Raw genomic sequence first — 21,697 nt, 5'->3', positions numbered from 1 at the left:
AAGCCTGACAAAAGAAAGGGCTTCCATTTTGGAGCCGGCTATGCTTGTCATGTTTTTGTCATAAAGCCGTCATCCCACCTTTGCGTTGGGGTGATGAACGACCAAAACGTCCCTGGTGGGATGATAAGGGAGAGACCGGTTATGAAGCATAAATCCTTCCTCGCCGCACTGGCTATCGGCCTTGCGACGAGCACCTCGGCCTTCGCGCAGACGGAAATCCAGTGGTGGCATGCCATGACGGGCGCCAACAACGACGTGGTGAACCGCCTCGCAGAAGAGTTCAACAACTCGCAGAAGGACTACAAGGTCGTCGTTAGCTACAAGGGCCAGTACGCCGACACGATGAACGCCGGCATCGCCGCTTTCCGCGCCGGCAACGCTCCCCACATCCTGCAGGTCTTCGAGGTCGGCACCGCCACCATGATGGGCGCCAAGGGCGCCATCAAGCCGGTCTACCAGCTCATGGCCGACGCGGGCGAGAAGTTCGATCCCAAGGCCTATCTGCCGACGATCACAGGCTATTACTCGACCGCCAAGGGCGAGATGCTATCCTTCCCGTTCAATTCCTCCTCGATGGTCATGTGGATCAACAAGGACGAATTGAAAAAAGCTGGCGTCACCGAGATTCCGAAGACCTGGCCTGAAGTTTTCGAAGCCGGCAAGAAGCTGAAGGCTGCCGGTCACAACACCTGCGGCTTCACCTCCGCCTGGACGACCTGGGCGATGATCGAGCAGTTCTCGGCCTGGCACAACGTGCCGCTCGCCACCAAGGCCAACGGCCTCGACGGCTTCGATACCGAGCTGAAGTTCAACTCGCCCCTGCATGTGAAGCATCTGCAGAACCTGATCGACCTGCAGAAGGATAAGACCTACGACTATTCGGGCCGCGACAGCCGCTCCGAGGGCCGCTTCACTTCCGGCGAATGCGCCATCATGCTGACCTCGTCGGGCTTCTACGGCAATGTGAAGGCGAATGCCAAGTTCGACTTCACGTCGGTGCCGATGCCCTATTATCCTGACGTAAAGGATGCTCCTCAGAACTCCATCATCGGCGGCGCTTCGCTCTGGGTCATGGGCGGCAAGTCGGATGCGGAATACAAGGGCGTCGCCAAGTTCCTCGCCTTCCTGTCCGATACTGACCGTCAGGCCAAGCTGCACCAGGAATCGGGCTATCTCCCGATCACCAAGGCAGCCTACGAGAAGACCAAGGCTTCCGGCTTCTACGAGAAGAACCCGGTCCTTCAGACCCCCCTCATCGAGCTGACGACCAAGGAGCCGACCGAGAACTCGCGCGGTCTGCGTCTCGGCAACATGGTTCAGATGCGTGACGTCTGGTCTGAGGAGATCGAGGCTGCTCTGGCCGGACAGAAGTCCGCCAAGGACGCACTCGATGCGGCGGTCGCCCGCGGCAACCAGCTGCTCCGCCAGTTCGAGCGGACCGTCAGCCGCTAAGGTTTTCGTTTGAAATCCATCTCATCCCGGGCGGCCCCTGGTCGCCCGGGATGATCTTATGAGTTGAGCCTGCGGCTCAGGAAATATCCCTGTTCGCCGCCACCGGATGCCCGAGCACGATGGAAAAAAGAGCATTCTTCTCCAATAAGATCCTGCCTTATGCGTTGCTCGTTCCGCAGCTGGCGATCACGATCATTTTCTTCTACCTGCCTGCATCCCAGGCCGTCTGGCAATCGTTCCTGCTCGAGGATGCGTTCGGGCTTTCGAGCGAGTTCGTCGGCTTTGAAAACTACCGGCATCTGTTCCAACAGCCCGAATATTACAGGGCGATGGTCACGACGGTCGTATTCTCGTCCTCTGTCGCGTTTCTGTCTCTTGCCTGCTCACTGCTTCTCGCGACGCAGGCCGACAAGCAGCTGCGCGGCGGCGAGGGATTCAAGACCCTGCTCATCTGGCCCTACGCGGTCGCTCCGGTCATCGCTGGCGTCCTGTGGATCTTCATGTTCCATCCCACCCTGGGCACGCTGTCACGTCCCATCAAGGCGATCGGGATCGACTGGAATCCCATGCTCAACGCGAAGCATGCCATGATCCTGTTGATCCTGTCCGCAACCTGGAAGCAGATCAGCTACAACTTCCTGTTCTTCCTCGCCGGCCTGCAGGCCATCCCGAAGAGCGTGATCGAGGCCGCTGCAATCGACGGGTCGGGGCCCATCCGGCGGTTCTGGACCATTATTTTCCCGCTGTTGTCGCCGACGACGTTCTTCCTCATCGTCGTCAACATCGTCTATGTCTTCTTCGATACCTTCGGCATCATCGATGCCGTAACAGGTGGTGGTCCGGCGGGCCAGACGACGACGCTCGTCTACAAGGTTTATGCGGACGGCCGTCTCGGCGGCGATCTCGGCGGCTCGGCCGCGCAATCCGTGATCCTCATGATCATCGTGATCGCGCTCACCGCCGTTCAATTCCGATATGTTGAGCGTAAGGTGCAGTACTGATGGTCGAGAATAGACGCTACAGAAACATCCTTGCCTTTTTCGTCCTGACCATCGGCGTCGTCATCGTTGCATTCCCGGTCTATCTGGCCATCCTGGCCTCCACCTTCGATGCCGCGACGATCATCAATGGCAATATGCCGCTCGTCCCGGGCGATCAGGCGATCGAGAACTATTCCCGGACGCTTTTCGTCGGAGCGTCCCGGACCTCCCGTGAGCCGGTCGGGTTGATGATGACGAATTCGTTCATCATGGCCATGGGCATCGCGATCGGGAAGATTCTGATCTCGATCCTGTCCGCCTTCGCGGTCGTGTATTTCCGCTTTCCGCTCCGCAAGACGGCTTTCTGGGTGATCTTCATCACCTTGATGCTGCCCGTGGAGGTCCGCATCTATCCGACCTACAAGATCGTTGCCGATCTTGGCCTGCTTGACACCTATACGGGCCTCATTCTCCCGCTGATCGCATCCGCTACGGGCACGCTTCTGTTCAGGCAATTCTTCATGACGGTTCCAGACGAGCTTCTGGAAGCCTCCAAGATCGATGGTGCCGGTCCGTTCCGCTTTTTCAAGGATACCCTTCTTCCTCTGTCGATTACGACGATCGCGGCTTTGTTCGTGATCCAGTTCATCTATGGCTGGAACCAGTATCTCTGGCCGTTGCTGATCACCACCAAGAGCTCGATGCAGACTATCGTTATCGGCATCAAGAAGATGATCACGACTCAGGACGCCCTTACCGAATGGCAGATCGCCATGACCACTGCCGTGCTCGCGATGGTACCGCCCGTCCTTGTGGTTGTGTTCATGCAGCGCCTCTTCGTGAAAGGGCTGGTCGAAACGGAAAAGTGACGCGCATTCAGGCGTCGCTTCCCCGGAGACGGGGAGTTCGAACGAATTCAGACGGAAACGACCTTTCGTGTCTCGATGAGCAGCACGGGTCGATTTGAAGGATTGAGACGATGGCAGGCGTAACGCTCGATACGGTGCGGAAGATCTATGCAGGCAATGTCGAGGCCGTGAAGGGCGTTTCGCTCGGCATCGAGGACGGATCGTTCTGCGTCCTGGTTGGCCCATCTGGCTGCGGCAAGTCTACACTGCTGCGCATGATTGCCGGTCTCGAGACGATCTCCGGCGGCACCGTCAAGATCGGCGAGCGCGTCGTGAATGAGATCGAGCCCTCGGACAGGGATATTGCCATGGTGTTTCAGAACTATGCGCTCTATCCGCATATGAGCGTTTACGACAACATGGCCTATGGCCTGAAGAACCGCGGCACACCCAAACCCGAGATCGAGAAGCGTGTGAAGGAAGCTGCCCGCATCCTCGCCATTGAGTCGTTCCTGGATCGCAAGCCGCGCCAGCTTTCCGGCGGCCAGCGCCAGCGCGTCGCGATGGGTCGCGCCATCGTCCGCAAGCCGCAGGTCTTTCTGTTTGATGAGCCGCTCTCGAACCTCGACGCGAAGCTGCGCGTTCAGATGCGCGTGGAGATCAAGCGGCTCCAGCGCGCGCTCGGCGTGACGTCAATCTATGTGACCCACGACCAGGTCGAGGCGATGACTTTGTCCGACAAGCTCGTGGTGATGAGCGGAGGGCAGATCGAACAGGTCGGCACCCCGTCCGAGGTTTACCGCCGCCCGGAAACCCGTTTCGTAGCCACCTTCATTGGCTCTCCGCCGATGAACATACTTCCGGGCAAGGTCGAAGGGCCCGGCCGGGTTTCAGTGGGTGGGCAGGTGATCGCGGTGACCGATATGCGCGATGGGCTGACCCCCGGCACCCCCATCGAGGTCGGATTGCGGCCGGAGGACGTGCAGGCCGGGACAACCGGCACGAGCACGCTGGCCCTGAATATCGATTTTGTCGAGGAACTCGGCGCGACGCAGCTTTTCCACGGCAAGGTGGCCGGATCCGAATTCGTGGTGCAGGCCTCTACTGGTCAGATCCCCGCCGATGCCGGTCTCCTGACGCTGTCCATCGACCCGGCCAACGTTCACCTCTTTGATGCGCAGACCACGAAGCGCCTCGGACGCGTTTGAGCGTATCGGTCGTTCGGGAGGCTCGACGCGCACGTGATCGGGCCACCAGACGGACGGAAAGAGCCCGCTTGAGCCCATTGCTGTTGCACCTCGCGAGCGGCATCTTTATGCCTCGTTGAAACACGAGGACGCGGCATGACGGTCAAGGTCGACGGAGCCAAGCTCAGGATCAAAGATGTGGCGCGCGTGGCGCGCCCTGACGGCAGAGGGCGCTTTGAGAAGGCCGCCCTCCATCCCCTCGCGCGGGACCGCATTGCAGTGACCCGGGATTATATCGACCGTCACTGGATGCATGACGATGCGCCGCTCATGTATGCGTTCAACACGGGGGTCGGGCTGTTCAAGGATCAGCGTGTCCTGATCGCCGACATGGCGGATTATCAGCGCAAGTCCATCTATGCCCACGCGACGGGGGTAGGAGAGCCTTTCCCGGAGGACGTGACCCGGGCCATGATGCTGCTGCGCGCCAATGCCTTCGCCTCCAACTATTCCGGCCCACGGGTCGAGCTCGTGGAGCGACTGATCGACTTCCTGAATGCGGGGCTGCATCCCGTCATCCCGCAAAAGGGGTCAGTCGGTGCCTCGGGTGATCTTGCGCCGCTGGCTCATATGGCGGGCGCTGTCTGCGGTTTCGCCGAAGCCGAGATGATCTACAAGGGGCGGCGCATGCCCGCGCGCGAAGCCATTGCGAAGGCGGGCTTCGATCCTGATTTCGATCTTGGCGCCAAGGACGCTTCGGCCCTCATCAACGGATCGACGGCATCGCTCGCCCTCGGCGCGCTCGCCACGATCGACGCCCGCCGTCTCCTGAAGCACGCGGACATCGCCATGTGCCTTTCACTCGAGGCCATGCGCGGGGAGCTCGCAGCCTTCGACCCAAGAGTGCACAGGGCGCGACCACACCCCGGCCAGGCTCGGATCGCACGCAACCTCCTGCGAATTCTGGAGGGCACGAAACGATGCTCGCAGGCAGCCCGAGATGTCGTCTTCCCCGACGAAGCGCGCCAGCCCGGTACGCCGGCGGCTCCCCGTGTCCAGGACGTCTATTCCCTGCGTTGCACGCCGCAGGTCCATGGCCCGGCCGTGGAGGCGGTGGACTATGTCGAGCGTATCATCGGTACGGAGGTGAACTCGGCCACCGACAACCCGCTGATCTTCGATGACGGCGAGGGCGGATATGTTTCGATTTCGGGTGGACATTTCCACGGCCAGTATGTGGCGCAGGCCATGGATCTGCTGGCGATCGCCATGGCAGATCTCGGGTCGATCTCCGAGCGTCGCCTTGCTCGCCTGATCGACCCAACCATGTCCTATGGACTTCCGCGGAATCTCCTGGCCGGCAAGCGGGGCCTCAATACGGGCTTTGCCACGGTGCAATGCTCTATGTCGGCACTCGTCATGGAGAATCGCGGTCTTGCGACACCCGGTTCCGTCGATTCGATCCCCGGCAAATCCAATGCGGAAGATCACGTATCGAACTCGACCTGGTGTGGACGAAAGGCGCGAACCATCGTTGAAAATGTCGAGCAGATCGTAGCAGGCGAGTTGCTGATGGCGGCACAGGCGCTCAGCCTCGTAGCGCCGCTCGCCGATAACTATGCCCTTGGCAAAGGATCGGCGGCCGCTCTGGAAGCGATCCGTGCCGTGGTTCCGCCCGCGCTTGATGGCGATCGCTGGTATGCGATGGAGATGCGCCAAGCTCTCGATCTCGTGCGCTCAGGCGCCGTGGTCGAGGCCGTCGAGAGTGCAGTCGGCGTCTTGGAATAGACAACGAAAAGGGCCCGGAAACGGGCCCTTTTCCAAAAGCGGTTCAGCGGCAGCGTTGAACGGTGCGATACACGACGCTGCCGTTCGGGCGTACGACCCGCTCCCGGATCGTCCGGCACGGTCCCCGGCGATAATGCCTAGCCGGCCTAACTCCACATTCGCGAATCGTCCGATATACGACGCGGCCGTTCGGACGGACGGTGCGAACCCGACGTGTCACGCAAGCGACATCCTCCACGAGAGAGGGAGCCTGGACTTGGGCTCCGTTAAACCGAGCCTGTGCTTCTGGAGCGACAAAGAACCCAATGCCAAGGGCTACGGCAAATGCTGGGAGGACAATGGCTCGCATAATCCGATCCTTCGATATGTTAGAATGACCGACAATAACGGAATGAAGAAGCCAAGGTTCCAGAAAAGGTGACATTCGAGAATGCAGCCCCGTGTCATTATCAAGCGAGTCGCCGCAGCTGATTGCACCGAACTCATTGCGGCAAATCTCGCAAGTGTCGATGTGCATGAACCGTGGGTTTATCCGTGCCGCGATACCGCGGGCTTTCAAGCCTACTTGGCGCGCAGCGATGGTGTGCGGTCGGAAGGCTTCATTGCGCGCGAGCGTAACACCGGCCAGATCGTCGGCGTTGTGAATATCAACGAGATGGTCCGGGGCCTCTTTCAGAGTGCCTATCTCGGTTACTATGGCATGGTCGGATGGCGGGGGCGTGGCCTGATGCGCGAGGCGGTCGCCCTGGTGGTGTCGCATGCCTTCGAGATCACGGGCCTCCATCGCCTGGAGGCCAATATCCAGCCGGGGAACGAGCCATCTCGCACACTCGTGAAACGGCTCGGCTTCCGGCAGGAGGGCTACTCGCCACGCTATCTCAAGATCGGCGGGGAGTGGCGCGATCATGAGCGTTGGGCGATCCTCTCCGAGGACTGGGACAGGCGCTAGACGTCGTTCCTCAGTCTTTTCTGGAAGAAGAGGCGGCTGTTCCCAATGGGAAAGTCCTTCAACTCGCCGAAGCGTTCATAGCCCAGTCGCTCGTAAAGCGCTGCGGCGTCGGGATTGAGCGTGTCGAGCCATGCGGAATGACAACCTCGTCGAAGTGCCTCTGCTTCCGCCATTTCGATCAGGCGGCGCCCGATGCCACGCCCGCGCAGGCGCCCGGGCACGAAAATCAGTTCGATCGAAAGCCATCCGCGCCCGGTGCGCGCCCAGAGGCCGCCCAGAATCGTCTCGCTTCCCGGCTCGCGGATGACGACGGCGAGATCTCCGGTTGGGAGGCCGGGAGCAAGAACTTCGCGATTGAATTCACGCAGCCGATCCCGGATCAGGTCGTAAATGGCCTGATCGGGTGAGGCCAGCAATTCGAAGTCATAGATCACGAAGCGATCTTTTTGACGGTGTCCAAGAGAACGCGCGCAGCAATGTCGGCATCTTCCAGAGTGATCGACTCCGCCGGGTTGTGACTGATGCCACCTTTGCAGCGCACGAACAGCATCGCGACAGGGCAGAGCGCTGCCATCGCGACCGCGTCGTGACCGGCACCGGAGGCCAAGACCCGGGGAACAATGCCGAGAGACGTGATAGAACCCTCCAGCATCATCATCAGAGCCTTGTCCATCGGTGTCGCAGGCGAATCCATGAAAGGCTCGACGGTGAATGTGACACCGCGTTTCGTCGCGATGCTCTCACATTCGGCAAGGATGTCGGCGACCATGTCCCGTCGCACCATATCGTTCGGCGAGCGCGCATCGATCGTGAAATCGACGCGTGCCGGGATAACATTGATCGCACCGGGTTGAACCTTCGTGACCCCCACCGTCGCGACCGTGTCCGTCCGGATGGATCCTGTCCGCTCCACGGCGACGATCATTTCTGCGGCAGCGGCGAGGGCATCACGGCGCATGGGCATGGGAACTGTCCCTGCGTGACCTGCTTCTCCGATCACTGTCGCACGGGCCCGCGAGACTCCATTGATCGCGGAGACGAGGCCGACAGGCAGGTCGTCCGCTTCGAGCTGGGGTCCCTGCTCAATATGGACTTCGAGATAGCCGCGGTACCGCTCCGGGTTCCGGGTTATCATTGCGATCCCTTCCGGGTCCCCGCCAAACTGCGCCAGAGCTTCCCTCAGGGCGATGCCATTCTCATCGGTTCCATCGAGCCAATCGGCGTTGTAGTTGCCAGATAGCGCATAGGAGGTCGAGAGATTGGTCGGGAAGCGCGCATTCTCCTCGTCGCCGAAAGCGACGATTTCAATAGGGCAGGCGGGGACGATGCCTGCATCCCGCAGGGCCTCGACCGCGACGATGCCGAGCACGACACCGAGCGTCCCGTCATAGCGGCCTGCATCGATCACGGTATCAATGTGGGAGCCGATGATCAGCGCGGGCGCGTCAGGATTGGCGCCATCGATGCGGCCGATGACGGAGCCGAGTGCATCGATGTAACTGTCGAGGCCGGCATTCCGCATGAGGCCGAGGGTCGCTTGCGCCGCGGCGCGATGAGCCTGCGAGAGATAAAGGCGCGTCAGGCGGCCGGGCTCGTCGCTGTAGCGCGCGAGTTCGTCGAGCATCGCCAGGGCTCGGCGACCAAGGATCGGATCGAGGCGGTTCGTCATGACGGAGAAGACTTTCAGGAACCCGTGCTATCCGCAAGCGAAAGCTGCTCCAGCGGTAGGCCGCGTCAGGCTGCGACACCGAGCTTTTTCTGCAGACTCGTCGACGAGGTTGTGTATTGGAACAGGAGCTTCTTATGGGGATACACGTAGTGATGCACTCTCTGAGCGGCGAGAGCCCCCTCATGGAAGCCGGAAAGAATGAGCTTCAGCTTGCCCGGATAGGTATTGATGTCGCCGATGGCGAAGATGCCGGGAATATTGGTTTCGAATTTTTCAGTGTCGACCGGGATGAGGTTTTCGTGAAGGTTCAAGCCCCAATCGGCGACGGGGCCGAGCTTCATGGTGAGCCCGAAGAACGGCAGCATCACGTCGCAGTCGATATCGAAGGTCGAACCATCGTCCTTCTTGATCGTGACACCTTCGAGCACCGGTGGTGCCTTGCCCTTGAGTGATGTCACTTGGCCGAGGTGGAGGTCCATGTCCCCGGCGGCCACGAGAGCACGCATCTTCTCGACCGTATGGGGGGCGGCGCGGAAGGCGTCGCGACGATGAAGCAGAGTGAGACGCTTTGCGAGTGGTTGAAGATTGACCGTCCAATCGAGGGCGGAATCGCCTCCGCCGACGATCAGGATCCGCTTGTCGCGGAACATTTCCATATGGCGCACCGCATAGAACACGCCGGTACCCTCGAAGGCCTCGATATTGTCGATTGGCGGCTTCTTGGGCTGGAACGATCCACCTCCGGCCGCGATCACGATAGCCTTGCAGGTAAACGTGGTCTCGTTCTCCGAGGTCTTTACCCGGAACAGGGGCTCGTCCGGAGTTCCGATCGATTCGATGCTCTCCACCATTTCATTGAGATGGAAGGTGGGATGGAATGGGTCGATCTGAGCCATCAGATTGTCGACGAGGCCCTGGCCCGTCACCATCGGGAAGCCAGGAATGTCGTAAATCGGCTTCTCGGGATAAAGCTCGGCACATTGACCGCCCACCTTGGGCAGGATGTCGATCAGATGGCATTTGATATCCAGGAGCCCGAGCTCGAAAACAGCGAAAAGGCCCACGGGCCCTGCACCGATGATGACGACGTCCGTTTCGATATTGTCAGTCATGAACAGGCTCCTTCGAGAGACCTTCGAAAAGCACGGTCTCCCGTCTTTGGCAATGCGGCAGGCTGGGCCGGTTGGTGGGATCAGCTCCCGGTGGGAGCGAGGGTAACCTCAAGGCCGTCGAGCTCGGGAGTCCAGATAATCTGGCACGACAGGCGGGAATTAGGCTGCGTGACGACCGTGTCGAGCTGATTCTCTTCCTCTTCCGTCGGGGGATACAGTTTCGGAAGCCATTCGTCCGCTACGAAGACATGGCAGGTAGCGCACTGGCAGGCGCCGCCGCATAGGCCTTCGATGGGTAGGCCCCAGTCCCGGATAATCTCCATCACCCGCCAGCCCTCGAGGGCCTCGAGGGTATGGCGCTGGCCGGAGCGGTCGGTCACATGGATGACGCCCATGGAAGGGGGAATTCCTCAGATAAATTTCGGCAGGCGGAGGGCAAGGTGCGGAGCCGCACCAGCCGGGCTCGATATCGGACCTTTGGCCCGTTCCGTCAACGTTTGTGCGTCGCGATCCCTGCCTTCTTCAAGCATTGGCAGGTGGAAGGCGCCCGCGGAGAAGCTTTCCGGCCTCAAACACCCAGGGTCTGCGTCCTCAAGGCCTCATTGCCGAGAAAGTCAGCCATCGACCCCTGAAATCGCATCTCACCCCGCTCGATGACGCAGGCCCTGTCGGAGACCGCTGCCGCGAAGGTCCAGTTCTGTTCGGATAGGAGAATGGCTACGCCTTCGTCCTTCATAGCGCGCACCGCCTCCGCCAGGGCCTGAACCAAAACCGGCGCGATGCCCTCCGAAGGCTCGTCGAGAAGGATGGCAACAGGATTGCCCATGAGGGTGCGGGCGATCGAGAGCATCTGCTGCTCTCCGCCAGACATTTCGTGGCCTCGCCGACCCCGCATCGCAGCCAGGTTCGGGAAAAGTCTGAAAAGCCGCTCCGGTGTCCAGGGCGAACGGCCGGCCCGTCCGGCCTGGCGGCCCACCTCGAGATTCTCGTCGATTGTCAGGTCGGTAAAGATCCGCCTCTCTTCCGGCACATAGCCGAGCCCAAGGCGAGCGATCTTGTAGGTGGGAAGACCAGCCAGAGAGCGACCCCTGAAGTCGAGACGCTCTGCCCGCGCGGGAACGAGCCCAAGGATGGCCTTCAGGGTCGTGGTCTTGCCTGCGCCATTGCGGCCGATCAAAGCCATAATCTCACCAGGATGAAGCTGGAGCGACAGGCCGAACAGAACCTGGGCACGGCCATAGGTCGCCGTCAGCCCCACCACGTCCAGGAGCGGTGCACTCATGACGGTCCCACCACGAGTGGCCGAAGGACGTGAGCGTCCCCGAGATAGGCCTCCCGGACTCGCGCATCCTGTCGGATGACCTCGGGTGTGCCAACCGTGATGACCTCGCCCCGCAGAAGTACGAGCACGCGGTCCGCATGGCCAAAAACCACATCCATGTCATGCTCGGTGAAAAGGATTCCGATCTGGCGCGTCCGTGCGATCGAGCTGGTCAGTTCCATGAGCGCCGAGCGCTCCGCGGGCGCCATTCCGGCCGTCGGCTCGTCCATGAGGATGAGCTTCGGATTTCCTGCGAGGGCCACGGCGAGTTCCACCCGCTTCACGTCTCCATAGGCGAGTTCCGCGCAGGATCGCGCGGCGACGCCTTCCATGCCAACCTGGGCCAGGAGCGCCATAGCCTCGTCCCGATGGTGCTGCCGCGCAGGGGACCAGAGGGCTCGGCTTTCGTGATGCAGACTGATCAGCGCTATCTGCACATTCTCGACAACAGTCATGGAGGGAAATGCCTGTGCCACCTGAAATGTGCGGCCAATGCCCTTCCGAAACCGCACCTGTGGCGAGGCATCCGTGATGACGGCGCCATCGAGCAAAATCCGCCCTTTGTCGGCGCGCAGCTGACCACCGATCATGTTGAATACCGTCGACTTGCCCGCCCCGTTCGGCCCGATGAGGGCGACCATTTCTCCTCGCTGGACCGTGAAGGTCACATCTCGCGCTGCAGCGACGGCACCGAACGATTTGGTCAAGCCCTGAACGTCGAGCAGTGTCATGAACGTTCCTCGCGCCAACCTTCAACGGTGCCAACGAGCCCGCGCGGAAACACCAGAACCATGGTGATGATGCTCAGGCCAAGAAGCAGGCGCCAGAAGGGGGTCAGTGGCATGATCTGATCCCTGAGGGCATGGAGGACTGCGGCGCCCACCGAAGGGCCTGCAAGCGTCTCGATGCCGCCGAGCAGCAGCATGGTAAGTGCATCGACTGAGGTCGAAATACCCAGCAGGCTCGGATCGACGGAACCGCGCGAAAATGCATAGAGGCCGCCAGCCAATCCGGCGCTTGCGCCAGCGATGATGAACGCCATCCAGCGATGTCGGCGGATGTGGAGGCCGATGGACTCCGCGCGGGGCTGCGAATCTCGCGCTGCGCGCAAGGCATAGCCGAAAGGGGCATCGATCACGCGGGTAAGCAGGAGTAGGGCTGCCGCCGTGACGGCGAGAGTCAAAAGATAATAGGCCGTGCGCCCCCCAGCCCAGGGGGAGGGCCAGATCCCGACGATGCCATTGTCGCCGCCGGTGACGTCAACCCATTGAAAGGCGACCGCGTACAGAATCTGCGCGGCCGCAAGCGTCATCATGGCAAGGTAAATTCCGGAAAGGCGGACGACGAAGGCTCCAATCAGTGCCCCACCACAGGCCGCAAGAAGCAGGCCGACAGGCAACGCGGCCTCCATCGGCGCTCCCAGCCACCTGACGGCAAGCCCCGCCCCGTAGGCTCCCAGCCCGAAAAAGGCGGCATGACCGAAACTGACGAGGCCGCCGACTCCGATTAGCAGCTGCAGACTGAAGGCGAAGAGGGCGAAGATAAGGATCTCTGTCGCGACTTTCAGGAGGTATGAATCCGCTACAAGCGGAAGACCGGCCAGAAGGACAAGAATCGCGATTGCGATGATGGAATTGTGACGAGAGGGTATGCGGCTTGCGATGCCGATCGCATGGGGCCCAACGATCGTCTCGGGACGCCCGAAGAATCCATAAGGCCTCACAGCGAGCACGACGGCCATGAGAAGAAACACAACGACGAGCGTACTCTTGGGAAAGATGAGGATGCCGAAAGCCTGCAGTTGCCCGATGATGAGCGCGGCAAGAAAGGCGCCGGGCACGCTGCCCATGCCGCCGACCACCGTGACCACGAAGCATTCGGCAATCACGGACAGATCCATTCCCGTATTCGCTGCCACACGAGGGATCTGCAGCGCACCGCCGAGGCCTGCGAGGAAGGCGCCCAGAAACAATGTGCCCGTGAACAGGAGCGCCTGGTTCACTCCCAGCGCCGCGACCATTTCCCGATCCTGCGTCGCCGCACGGACGAGAATCCCGAAACGGGTCCTGCGCAAGAGTAGCCAGATGGCGCCCAGGACTGCCAGGCCGGCACCGATGAGCGCAAGCTCGTAAGACGGAAAACGATGGCCGAGAATCTCGACCGGTTGACGCAGGCCGGGTGCACGCGGACCGAGAATGTCCTGCGGGCCGAAGACCTGGACCACGAGATCCTGGAACACCAGGACGACGCCGAAGGTGGCAAGGAGTTGAAAGAGCTCCGGCGCCTGGTAGATGCGGCGTAGAAGAAGGACTTCGAGCACGATGCCGATCAGGCCGATAGCAAGAGCCGCGATCACAATGCCCGCCCAGAACGAGACAGGTCCGTAGGAGAGTTCGAGCAGCCGCGGCACGAGTGTCGCCGCCGTATAGGCTCCGACCATGTAGAGAGAGCCATGTGCAAAGTTCACGATGCGCGTCACCCCGAAGACGAGGGTGAGGCCGCAGGCGGTGATAAAGAGCGATGAGGCGCTGGCAAGTCCGTTCAGCGCCTGAATGGCGAGAAATGTCAGGTCCATCGAGATGCCCCACTCCTCGAGGAGAGGGCTAACCCGCGCGAGGCCATAGCCGCATCAGTCCTTCCGAATTGCCTTCACCTCGGCCTCAGACGGCATGAATGATGTGCCGTCATTGTACCCCCAGTCGGTCATCCCGCCATTCGCGCCCTTGAGGACGAGCTTTCCAACCCAGGCACCCATGGTCGATTGATTGTCGATGCCGCGCATCGTCACCGGTCCGATCACCGTGTCGAATTTCGCGTCCTCGAGAGCCTTGATCAGAGCATCCGTCTCCACGGATCCGGCACGCTCGATCGTATCCCGGATCATGTTCACGACGATGTAGCCGAGAAGCGAGCCGAGCCGCGGCGTATCGTTGTACTTCGCGCGGTAGGAATCGACGAAGGCTTTGTGCCTGGGATCCTGAATCTGATCCCAGGGATAACCGGTGACGGTCCAACCTTCTGGAATCTCATCCTTGAGGGGGAGAAGCCATTCGGGCTCCCCGGTCAACAGCGATAGGATCGTCTTTCCTTCGAACAATCCACGCGAGTTGCCCTCGCGGACGAATTGCGTGAGGTCCGGCCCAAAGGTGACGTTGAAGATACCGTCCGGCTTTGCCTGTGCAAGGGCGGACACGGTGGCTCCGGCCTCAATCTTGCCAAGCGCCGGATATTGTTCCGCAACAATCTCGGCGCCCGGGACGCGCTCCTTGATCAGGCGTTTGAACACTTCAGCGGCGGACTGGCCATATTCGTAGTTGGGCGCGATGATGGCCCAGCGTTTGGCGCCGGAGGCCTTCGCCTTATCCACCAGCATGCCCACCTGCATGAAGTTGCTTGGCCGAACGCGGAAGGTATAGCGGTTGCCCTGCGCCATAGTGATGGCATCAGTCAGCGGCTCGGCGGCGATATAGAGGATCTTTTTCTGGTTGGCGTAGTCTGCCATGGCGACGCCTACATTCGACAGGAAGGAGCCGAACAGGAAGGAGACGCCCTCGCGTGTCACGAGCTCCTCCGCTACACGGGTCGCATCGCCAGTCGTGGCTCCGTCGTCGCGGGAAACGATTTCGATCTTGCGGCCGAGCACGCCGCCCTTGGCATTGATCTCGTCGAGGGCAAGTTGCCAACCCTGACGGTAGGGCACAGTGAAGGCGGCCCATTTGGCATAGGAGTTCAATTCGCCGATTTTGATTGGAGCGGGTTGCGCTTGGGCAGCGGGTCCTGCGAGCGCCAATCCCAGTCCGAGAACCATCCAGCGGGCCGCCGACGTCTTCACCATCTGTCATCCCCTGCATTTAAGGATCAGCGAGGGTGTAGGGCTAATCGTACCGGGAAGGAAGCCTCAATCGTCTGGAGAAGAGGAATTCCTGCCTTGCCACGGGTGCGACGCCGGTGCCAATCTCATACGTCTCCTCGCCCTCCGTCACTAGCGCTGCGCCATGCTCCTTGATCACGATCCTGCCCGCGCCTTCATGCCGTATCCGCCCGCCGATGTGCCGAATGCCGAAAACGGGCCGCTCACTGGCTTGAGCTTTGCTGTCAAGGACCTGTTCGACGTAGCCGGCTACCCAACGAGCGCAGGTTCTCCGCAGATGCTGGCCATGTCTGGCATCAAGACCCGGACCGCACCCATGGTGCGGAAACTTCTCGATGCAGGCGCACGTTTCGTGGGCAAGACGATCACGGATGAGCTTGCCTTCTCCATGAGCGGCAAGAATGCCCATTTCGGCACGCCTGTGAATGGGCGGGCACCCAACCGGATTCCCGGTGGCTCCTCGTCCGGCTCGGCGTCGGCAGTGTCGAACGGCTTGTGCGACTTCGCTCTCGGCACCGACACGGGAGGATCGATCCGGGCCCCGGCCAGTCATTGCGGCCTCTTCGGCATTCGTCCGACTCATGAGCGGATCAGCCTGGAAAACTGTCACGACCTAGCTCCATCCTTCGACACCTGCGGCTATTTTACCCGCGATGGTGCGGTCTTCGAAAGCGTCGGCAAGGTGCTCCTCGGTGCTGACAGCGTCCCCCTGCCAGCTCATCCCCGGGTGTTGGTGGCGAAGGACGCGTTTGCCTTACTCGACGGCGCCGTTCGATCAGCTCTGGCTCCTGCCGTCCGACACGTTGAAATGGTGCTGGGTCCGATCCGGGAGATTGCAGTGGCGGGCGAAGGGTTCACGACCCTCTACTGGGCCATGCGCTACATCCAGGGCCGGGAGGCCTGGAGCGTCGACGGCGCCATGATCGAGCGCCTGAAGCCACCGCTGGGCCTGGGCGTCACCGATCGTTTCGAATTTTCGAAAGGGATCACCGATCGCCAAGTCGCTGAAGCTCAGGTGATTCGCAACGCCTTTCGAGAGCGTTTCAAGGCCGCACTTGGCACGGACAGCGTTCTGGTTCTGCCGAGCATGCCGGATGTGGCACCGCTCCTGACCGAGAGCGACGAGACGCTGAACGACTACCGCAACAAGGCCTTGAATCTGCAATGTCTCGCGGGGCTTTCCGGCCTGCCGCAAGTCTCAATTCCTCTTGCGACCAGGAGTGGGGCGCCACTTGGCCTGTCCCTGCTGGGCCCTGCGGAGTCCGATCTCAGTCTCGTGGCTCTGGCAGCCCGAATCGCCAGAGCCGGAGGGATCGGGGCTTGAATCGATCCGCATCCGGCCGAGTTACGGCCAGAGGGGAAATGCCAACGGCACGGAGAGGGGCGAAGATGAGCCATCCGATCGTCTATGCCAAAGTTCCACACGTCGTCGTGCCTAGCGCCTGTACCCTGGGCGAAGGCGTGGTCTGGGATCACCGCACGGAAACCTTGCTTTGGGTCGACATCAAGAATCCGAGCGTGTGGCGCTATCGACCCGCAACGGGCCAGCACCAGCGCCTCCAGGTGCCCGAGGAGGTCGGCTTTGTCGTGCTCACTCTCGACCCAAATGTCGTCATCGGCGGCTTCAAGTCAGGGCTTGCCCGGTTGGATCTTTCGAGCGGCGAACTCATTCCCGTCGTGGCGCCGGAGCCTGGCCGGCCGGGCAATCGCATTAACGACGGTCATGTGGGTCCTGACGGCGCCATTTACTTCGGCACCATGCACGACGCGGAGACGGCGCCGACGGGGGCGTTCTGGCGTTGGGACGGCAAGGAACTCTCCTGCTTTCATGAAGGCATCGTTGTCACGAACGGTCCAGCCTCGAGCCCGGACGGGAGGACGATGTACGCGACCGACACGACAAGCGGGATCATCTATGCCTTCGACTTCAATAGGGGCCGGTTCGGGAAGCCGCGCATCTTCGTCCAGTTCGAGCAAGGATGGGGACATCCGGATGGGATGACGGTCGATCACAGGGGCCATGTCTGGGTGTGCCATTGGGGAGGGTCGCGCATCACGCGCTTCACGCCAGATGGGCAAGCTGAACTCGTCGTGCCTGTTCCCACGGCAGAGGTAACGAACTGCGCATTCGCAGGCCCGGATCTCAGGACGCTCTACATTACTACAGCCAGCATCGGCCACGATCCTCACACCGATCCCATGGCTGGACATCTCTACGCCGTCGAGACAGGCACCCACGGCGTCACGGCCAACATCTTCGAGGGATAGGTCATGACGGTCAGTCGGTTCGGATCTGTTGACGAGGGAGAGGTCCAGGAAATCGTGCTGGAGGGTCCCGACGGGGTGGAAATGCACGTCCTGACCTGGGGCGCCGTCATCAGGGATCTGATCGTTCCCACGCGGCAGAGGAAGCAGCACGTGGTCCTCGGCCTCAATACGATCGAGGATTACAAGGCCCACTCCCCTTATTTCGGCGCCATCGTGGGCCGATACGCCAACAGGATCTCACAGGCGCAGTTCACGCTTGACGGAGTAACCTACAAGCTGGATGCAAACGAGGGAAGAAACCAGCTTCACGGCGGATCGCGCGGCTTCGGGACCCGCCTCTGGACCGTGATCGACCTGCATCCGTCCAGTGTCACGCTCGCCCTCGTTTCCCCGGACGGGGACATGGGCTATCCCGGCCGCCTGATGGCGACCTGCACCTATTCGCTTCTGGCTCCTGCCACGGTGAGAATCGCACTTGAGGCTGTTTGCGACCAGGCGACGCCGGTCAATCTGACCACGCATAGCTATTTCAATCTCGATGGCAGCCCGGATATCTGTTCGCACCACCTCATGATCGCCGCTGATTACATCACCCCCACCATGCCGAATCTCATTCCGACGGGCGAAATCAGAAGCGTGACAGGATTGCCATACGATTTCCGGCATCCCCGGCCCATCGGTGCAGCCCAGTTGCTGAAGGAACGAATCCCCTACGATATCAATTACGTCCTGAATGGAAGCGCGGGCGAGCTTCGCCACGTGGCGTTACTGCAATCCCTCGGCAACAATCTTGCGATGGAACTCTGGACCACGGAGCCGGGAGTCCAGTTCTACGATGGGCACATGCTCGATGTCCCGGCCGCTGGCCTGAATGGTATCCATTACGGACCCCATGCCGGACTCTGCCTTGAGCCGCAGCGGTTTCCCGACGGCCCTAATAACGCCCATTTTCCTGCCTGTATTCTGTCTCCCGGTTTGGTTTCCCGACAAATCAGCGAACTTCGATTCGTCTCCTTTTGAGGGAACTTTGCCGTTTGATGAGCTGTTGTTTTCGTAAGGCGCTTTCCGTGGGCGCAGGTGAGGGGAAGACCGATATGCCGGTGCTCGATGCGAACGCCTTGAAGTCTGACCCGCAGGGAGCAGCCTTCCTGTTGAGTGTTCTGCGTCAGCCTCGATCCGCGTCGCCACTGGAACGGACGATTCCCCCCAACCGCAAGCCGGCCTGTTCTGCGAAGCCACGTGAATGGCGCCTCCACACGGCTACAGCGCTTTAATGCTTACGCCTCGAGCGTGACAGGAGCCGTCAATCCCCGTTTGACCAGAAGCGCATCCGGCGTCGGCAGGCGACCCCGGAAGGCGATGTACGCCTCGGCGGGATCGCGCAGGTTTCCCGCTGAATAGATGTAGTTCTTCAATCGTGTCGCGACTTCCGCATCGAAAGCATCGCCCGCTTCCTCGAATGCGTTGAAAGCGTCTGCATCCAGGACCTCTGACCAGAGATAGCTGTAGTAGCCGGACGAATAGCCATCTCCCGAAAAGACATGCGTGAAATGAGGGGTCCGATGACGCATGATGATTTCACGCGGCATGTCGATCCGGTCGAGAGATGCTCGCTCAAAGGCGCTCACGTCCAGTTCGTTCGCGTCCGTCAGACGATGGAGATCGATATCGACAAATGCAGAAGCGAGATATTCCACGGTCGCGAAGCCCTGGTTGAAATTTCGCGCGGCCATCAAGCGTTCCAGCAGGTCTTCCGGGATCGGTTCGCCGGTTTTATAATGGATCGCATAGCGACGCAGCACGCCCGGCTGCGATAACCAATGCTCATAGAGTTGTGACGGAAGCTCGACGAAGTCGGTTGAAACACTTGTCCCGGCCAGCAAGGGATAGGTTACGTTGGAAAGCAGGCCATGCAGCGCATGGCCGAATTCGTGGAACAGAGTCCTTGCATCGTCGAAGCTAAGGAGTGATGGCTCGTCCCGCCCTCCTTTGGAAAAGTTCATGACATTGACGATAATGGGCCGAACATCTCCGCTCAGCTTCTCCTGCGAGCGGAAGGAACTCATCCAAGCTCCGCTTCGCTTGGAGGCGCGGGCAAAATAATCGCCGATGAAGATGCCCACAAATTCCCCGGACATGTCATTGACTTTCCATGCGCGAATATCCGGATGGTAGCGGGGAAAGTCCTTCAACTCTTCGAAGTTCAGACCGAAGAGACGATGTGCCGTATCGAAGGCGGCAGCCACGATCCGGTCGAGCTGGAAGTATGGCTTGATAGCGGCTTCATCGAGATCATGCTTGGCGCTTCGCACCTGTTCGGCATAATAGCGCCAGTCCCATGGTTCTATGATGATGTTATCGCCATGTGATTGCGCATGAGACTGAAGGTCGTCACGCTCCTGCATGGCGCGCTGCCGTGCCGGCAACCAGACCTCCCGCAGAAGGGAAAGAACCGCCTCCGGTGTCTTGGCCATGGTATCGGCGAGCTTGAAGTCTGCGAAGGTGTCGTAGCCCAGGAGCCTCGCGCGCTCGGCACGCAGGCGCACCATTTCCGCGATGATGGTGCCATTGTCTGCAGCGTTACCATTCTCACCGCGGCGCGCCCAAGCCTGGAAGGCCTGTTCTCTCAGGTCGCGACGGCTCGAAAATTGAAGGAACGGCTCGATGCTGGAGCGCGACAGGGTGATGACGTACTTTCCCTTCAGGCCGGCGTCTTCGGCAGCCTGTGCCGCAGCCTCCCGCAGGAATGGAGGCAAGCCGGCGAGATCGTCTTCAGTTTCAAGGACGAGACGGTAAGCCTTCTCGTCGGCCAGCACGTTCTGGGAAAACTGTGTGCCGAGGCTTGCAAGGCGCTCGGTTATTTCCGCGAGGCGCTTCTTGTCCTCGCTGCCGAGACGCGCTCCCGCACGGACGAAGATCGTATGGTAACGATCGAGAACGCGCGACTGCTCGGAGGAAAGGTCAAGGCGATCCTTCTCTCCATGGAGCGCATCCACACGTTGGAACAGAGCCCCGTCCATGAAGATACTGTTGCGATGCTTGGCGAGAAGGGGTGCCATCTCACGCTCGACGGCCTGGATAGCATCGTTTGTATGCGATCCAGCGAGGTTGAAGAACACCCCACCGATTCGCTTGAGTGCCGCGCCGCTGCGCTCCAGAGCCTCAATGGTGTTGGCGAATGTGGGAGCGGTGCCGTTCTCGGTAATGGCGGTGACTTCCGCCTTCTGTTCTGCGAGAGCTCTATCGAAGGCAGGCCGATAATGCTCTGGCAAGATGCTCTGGAAGGGCGGCAGCCCGTAAGGCGTCGTCCATGGTTCGAGAAGGGGGTTCGCAATCTGGTCTGCCGCTGATGATGCCATGACGATCTTCATTCCCGCCGTTCCTACAATTCCTTATTACCTATCCTGGTCGATGGGCGAAAGAGGACTGGGTTCGAACTCTGGATCGCACGCGAGATGGCGATGAAGAAAGGACAGGGCACGCCGCGTCGCATCCTTCTGGGTTCTGTCCCGAAACCCATGGCCTTCGCCCGGATAGACTTTCACCTCATGGGGGATGTCCCTGTGCCGCAGCAGAGCTTCGATGGCATAGGCGTTGACCACTGGCACGATCGGATCGAGGGCACCGTGCAGAACGAGGGTAGGCGGCAAGCGGGCGTCGTGACTGACGGCGCCCTGTGGCAATGGTCCGAAAAAACTGACCATTGCCCGGATTCGGGAATCAATGCTGGAGACAGCCAGTCCTAGCGCCGCTCCCAGTGATATTCCGACAAGCCCGATTCTGCTTTGATCGATCTCGGCTCGGCCGGAAACCCAGGCCAACGCATCCCGCACTGTCTCGGTCCAGGGCAAGAAGTTCTGGAAGAGGGTCGCGAACGAGGCACGCTGCTCTCCTGTTCTGTCGAGATAGTGGATGAGGTGGACTCGATACCCTGAAGCGGCGATTGCTCGGGCGCCAGTGCGATATTGTGCATTGAGTCCCAGGCCATCAGCTCCGTGAAGCATGATTACTGCTGGGCTGGATGGGAGTTGCATTGTTTCGAACACTTCGACGGCAATACCCCTCCCGCCGCTGGAAAAGCTCCGGCGTGTTTCAATGACCGTCATCGGTTCGGATTCTCCGATTTGGAGGGACTGGGGCAACGGGATGTCGGGTCGCCCCAATGAGGATTGGTCCCGATATTTCTTCACGCGGCGACTGGAATGGACGTCCTTAAAGGGTCGCGAGGCATGGCATGAACGCGCTGCCCTAA

Annotated in this window: 19 protein-coding genes; 9 read left to right on the top strand and 10 right to left on the bottom strand. The window is 60.7% G+C overall.

The window, feature by feature from the left end; translation table 11 throughout:
* Positions 1-141: 141 nt before the first annotated feature.
* The 6 genes from ugpB to AC522E_RS18410 all read left to right on the top strand — a co-directional run bounded on the left by ugpB (position 142) and on the right by AC522E_RS18410 (position 7,204).
* A complete protein-coding gene (ugpB, locus tag AC522E_RS18435; RefSeq protein WP_500747683.1) occupies positions 142-1,452 on the top strand; it encodes a sn-glycerol-3-phosphate ABC transporter substrate-binding protein UgpB in 1,311 nt (436 codons plus the stop codon).
* Positions 1,453-1,571: 119 nt separating this feature from the next.
* The gene (ugpA, locus tag AC522E_RS18430; RefSeq protein WP_500747682.1) at positions 1,572-2,453 is read left to right on the top strand and encodes a sn-glycerol-3-phosphate ABC transporter permease UgpA; all 882 of its coding nucleotides are present in this window, start codon (positions 1,572-1,574) and stop codon (positions 2,451-2,453) included.
* On the top strand, positions 2,453-3,301 hold the full coding sequence (gene ugpE, locus AC522E_RS18425; protein WP_500747681.1) for a sn-glycerol-3-phosphate ABC transporter permease UgpE: 849 nt from the start codon (positions 2,453-2,455) through the stop codon (positions 3,299-3,301). The genes ugpA and ugpE overlap by 1 nt, the downstream gene beginning before the upstream one ends.
* A 110-nt stretch (positions 3,302-3,411) precedes the next feature.
* A complete protein-coding gene (locus tag AC522E_RS18420; RefSeq protein WP_500747680.1) occupies positions 3,412-4,488 on the top strand; it encodes a sn-glycerol-3-phosphate import ATP-binding protein UgpC in 1,077 nt (358 codons plus the stop codon).
* Positions 4,489-4,623: 135 nt separating this feature from the next.
* Complete coding sequence (locus AC522E_RS18415; RefSeq protein ID WP_500747679.1) at positions 4,624-6,255, top strand: HAL/PAL/TAL family ammonia-lyase; 1,632 nt, start codon at positions 4,624-4,626, stop codon at positions 6,253-6,255.
* Positions 6,256-6,685: 430 nt separating this feature from the next.
* Complete coding sequence (locus AC522E_RS18410; RefSeq protein ID WP_500747678.1) at positions 6,686-7,204, top strand: GNAT family N-acetyltransferase; 519 nt, start codon at positions 6,686-6,688, stop codon at positions 7,202-7,204.
* Here the strand turns inward: AC522E_RS18410 and AC522E_RS18405 are convergent.
* The 8 genes from AC522E_RS18405 to AC522E_RS18370 all read right to left on the bottom strand — a co-directional run bounded on the left by AC522E_RS18405 (position 7,201) and on the right by AC522E_RS18370 (position 15,141).
* Positions 7,201-7,638, bottom strand: coding sequence for a GNAT family N-acetyltransferase (locus tag AC522E_RS18405; protein ID WP_500747677.1), 438 nt, complete (start codon positions 7,636-7,638; stop codon positions 7,201-7,203). The genes AC522E_RS18410 and AC522E_RS18405 overlap by 4 nt on opposite strands.
* On the bottom strand, positions 7,635-8,873 hold the full coding sequence (locus AC522E_RS18400; RefSeq protein WP_500747676.1) for an allantoate amidohydrolase: 1,239 nt from the start codon (positions 8,871-8,873) through the stop codon (positions 7,635-7,637). Before AC522E_RS18400 ends, AC522E_RS18405 begins: the two co-directional genes overlap by 4 nt.
* A gap of 65 nt (positions 8,874-8,938) precedes the next feature.
* Positions 8,939-9,985 (bottom strand): NAD(P)/FAD-dependent oxidoreductase, encoded by a 1,047-nt coding sequence (locus tag AC522E_RS18395; RefSeq protein ID WP_500747675.1) that lies wholly within the window; start codon positions 9,983-9,985, stop codon positions 8,939-8,941.
* A gap of 80 nt (positions 9,986-10,065) precedes the next feature.
* Positions 10,066-10,380 (bottom strand): 2Fe-2S iron-sulfur cluster-binding protein, encoded by a 315-nt coding sequence (locus AC522E_RS18390; RefSeq protein ID WP_500747674.1) that lies wholly within the window; start codon positions 10,378-10,380, stop codon positions 10,066-10,068.
* A gap of 173 nt (positions 10,381-10,553) precedes the next feature.
* On the bottom strand, positions 10,554-11,267 hold the full coding sequence (locus AC522E_RS18385; protein WP_500747673.1) for an ABC transporter ATP-binding protein: 714 nt from the start codon (positions 11,265-11,267) through the stop codon (positions 10,554-10,556).
* Positions 11,264-12,037, bottom strand: coding sequence for an ABC transporter ATP-binding protein (locus AC522E_RS18380; protein WP_500747672.1), 774 nt, complete (start codon positions 12,035-12,037; stop codon positions 11,264-11,266). The genes AC522E_RS18385 and AC522E_RS18380 overlap by 4 nt, the downstream gene beginning before the upstream one ends.
* The gene (locus AC522E_RS18375; protein WP_500747671.1) at positions 12,034-13,881 is read right to left on the bottom strand and encodes an ABC transporter permease; all 1,848 of its coding nucleotides are present in this window, start codon (positions 13,879-13,881) and stop codon (positions 12,034-12,036) included. The genes AC522E_RS18380 and AC522E_RS18375 overlap by 4 nt, the downstream gene beginning before the upstream one ends.
* A 54-nt stretch (positions 13,882-13,935) precedes the next feature.
* Positions 13,936-15,141 (bottom strand): ABC transporter substrate-binding protein, encoded by a 1,206-nt coding sequence (locus AC522E_RS18370; RefSeq protein WP_500747670.1) that lies wholly within the window; start codon positions 15,139-15,141, stop codon positions 13,936-13,938.
* Between the two features lie 160 nt (positions 15,142-15,301).
* On the opposite strand from AC522E_RS18370, the gene AC522E_RS18365 reads away from it, so the two are divergent.
* From AC522E_RS18365 to AC522E_RS18355, 3 genes are all read left to right on the top strand, one after another.
* On the top strand, positions 15,302-16,501 hold the full coding sequence (locus AC522E_RS18365; protein ID WP_500747669.1) for an amidase: 1,200 nt from the start codon (positions 15,302-15,304) through the stop codon (positions 16,499-16,501).
* Between the two features lie 65 nt (positions 16,502-16,566).
* Positions 16,567-17,445, top strand: a complete 879-nt coding sequence (locus tag AC522E_RS18360; protein ID WP_500747668.1) for an SMP-30/gluconolactonase/LRE family protein — start codon at positions 16,567-16,569, stop codon at positions 17,443-17,445.
* A 3-nt stretch (positions 17,446-17,448) separates the two neighbouring features.
* Positions 17,449-18,465, top strand: coding sequence for an aldose epimerase family protein (locus AC522E_RS18355; RefSeq protein ID WP_500747667.1), 1,017 nt, complete (start codon positions 17,449-17,451; stop codon positions 18,463-18,465).
* A gap of 257 nt (positions 18,466-18,722) precedes the next feature.
* On the opposite strand, the gene AC522E_RS18350 is transcribed toward AC522E_RS18355, so the two are convergent.
* Together AC522E_RS18350 and AC522E_RS18345 are read right to left on the bottom strand one after the other, a co-directional pair.
* Positions 18,723-20,804 carry a M3 family metallopeptidase gene (locus tag AC522E_RS18350; RefSeq protein ID WP_500747666.1) on the bottom strand — a complete coding sequence of 694 codons (2,082 nt, stop codon included), beginning with the start codon at positions 20,802-20,804 and terminating at the stop codon, positions 18,723-18,725.
* A gap of 36 nt (positions 20,805-20,840) precedes the next feature.
* Positions 20,841-21,479: a dienelactone hydrolase family protein gene (locus tag AC522E_RS18345; RefSeq protein WP_500750756.1), complete on the bottom strand. Its 639-nt coding sequence runs from the start codon at positions 21,477-21,479 to the stop codon at positions 20,841-20,843.
* Positions 21,480-21,697 lie beyond the last annotated feature (218 nt).

This window comes from Microvirga sp. BF8, assembly GCF_059888585.1.
The sequence above is the reverse complement of the archived record's forward strand: the minus strand, read 5'-3'. Positions and strand labels throughout refer to the sequence as shown.

Coding starts and splice junctions, on each gene's coding strand:
- AC522E_RS18360 (WP_500747668.1), top strand. CDS start 16,567: ATGAGCCATCCGATCGTCTATGCCAAAGTTCCACACGTCGTCGTGCCT.
- AC522E_RS18370 (WP_500747670.1), bottom strand. CDS start 15,141: ATGGTGAAGACGTCGGCGGCCCGCTGGATGGTTCTCGGACTGGGATTG.
- AC522E_RS18415 (WP_500747679.1), top strand. CDS start 4,624: ATGACGGTCAAGGTCGACGGAGCCAAGCTCAGGATCAAAGATGTGGCG.
- ugpE (WP_500747681.1), top strand. CDS start 2,453: ATGGTCGAGAATAGACGCTACAGAAACATCCTTGCCTTTTTCGTCCTG.
- ugpA (WP_500747682.1), top strand. CDS start 1,572: ATGGAAAAAAGAGCATTCTTCTCCAATAAGATCCTGCCTTATGCGTTG.
- AC522E_RS18390 (WP_500747674.1), bottom strand. CDS start 10,380: ATGGGCGTCATCCATGTGACCGACCGCTCCGGCCAGCGCCATACCCTC.
- AC522E_RS18410 (WP_500747678.1), top strand. CDS start 6,686: ATGCAGCCCCGTGTCATTATCAAGCGAGTCGCCGCAGCTGATTGCACC.
- AC522E_RS18350 (WP_500747666.1), bottom strand. CDS start 20,804: ATGGCATCATCAGCGGCAGACCAGATTGCGAACCCCCTTCTCGAACCA.
- ugpB (WP_500747683.1), top strand. CDS start 142: ATGAAGCATAAATCCTTCCTCGCCGCACTGGCTATCGGCCTTGCGACG.
- AC522E_RS18400 (WP_500747676.1), bottom strand. CDS start 8,873: ATGACGAACCGCCTCGATCCGATCCTTGGTCGCCGAGCCCTGGCGATG.
- AC522E_RS18375 (WP_500747671.1), bottom strand. CDS start 13,881: ATGGACCTGACATTTCTCGCCATTCAGGCGCTGAACGGACTTGCCAGC.
- AC522E_RS18395 (WP_500747675.1), bottom strand. CDS start 9,985: ATGACTGACAATATCGAAACGGACGTCGTCATCATCGGTGCAGGGCCC.
- AC522E_RS18365 (WP_500747669.1), top strand. CDS start 15,302: ATGCTCCTTGATCACGATCCTGCCCGCGCCTTCATGCCGTATCCGCCC.
- AC522E_RS18380 (WP_500747672.1), bottom strand. CDS start 12,037: ATGACACTGCTCGACGTTCAGGGCTTGACCAAATCGTTCGGTGCCGTC.
- AC522E_RS18345 (WP_500750756.1), bottom strand. CDS start 21,479: ATGCAACTCCCATCCAGCCCAGCAGTAATCATGCTTCACGGAGCTGAT.
- AC522E_RS18420 (WP_500747680.1), top strand. CDS start 3,412: ATGGCAGGCGTAACGCTCGATACGGTGCGGAAGATCTATGCAGGCAAT.
- AC522E_RS18355 (WP_500747667.1), top strand. CDS start 17,449: ATGACGGTCAGTCGGTTCGGATCTGTTGACGAGGGAGAGGTCCAGGAA.
- AC522E_RS18385 (WP_500747673.1), bottom strand. CDS start 11,267: ATGAGTGCACCGCTCCTGGACGTGGTGGGGCTGACGGCGACCTATGGC.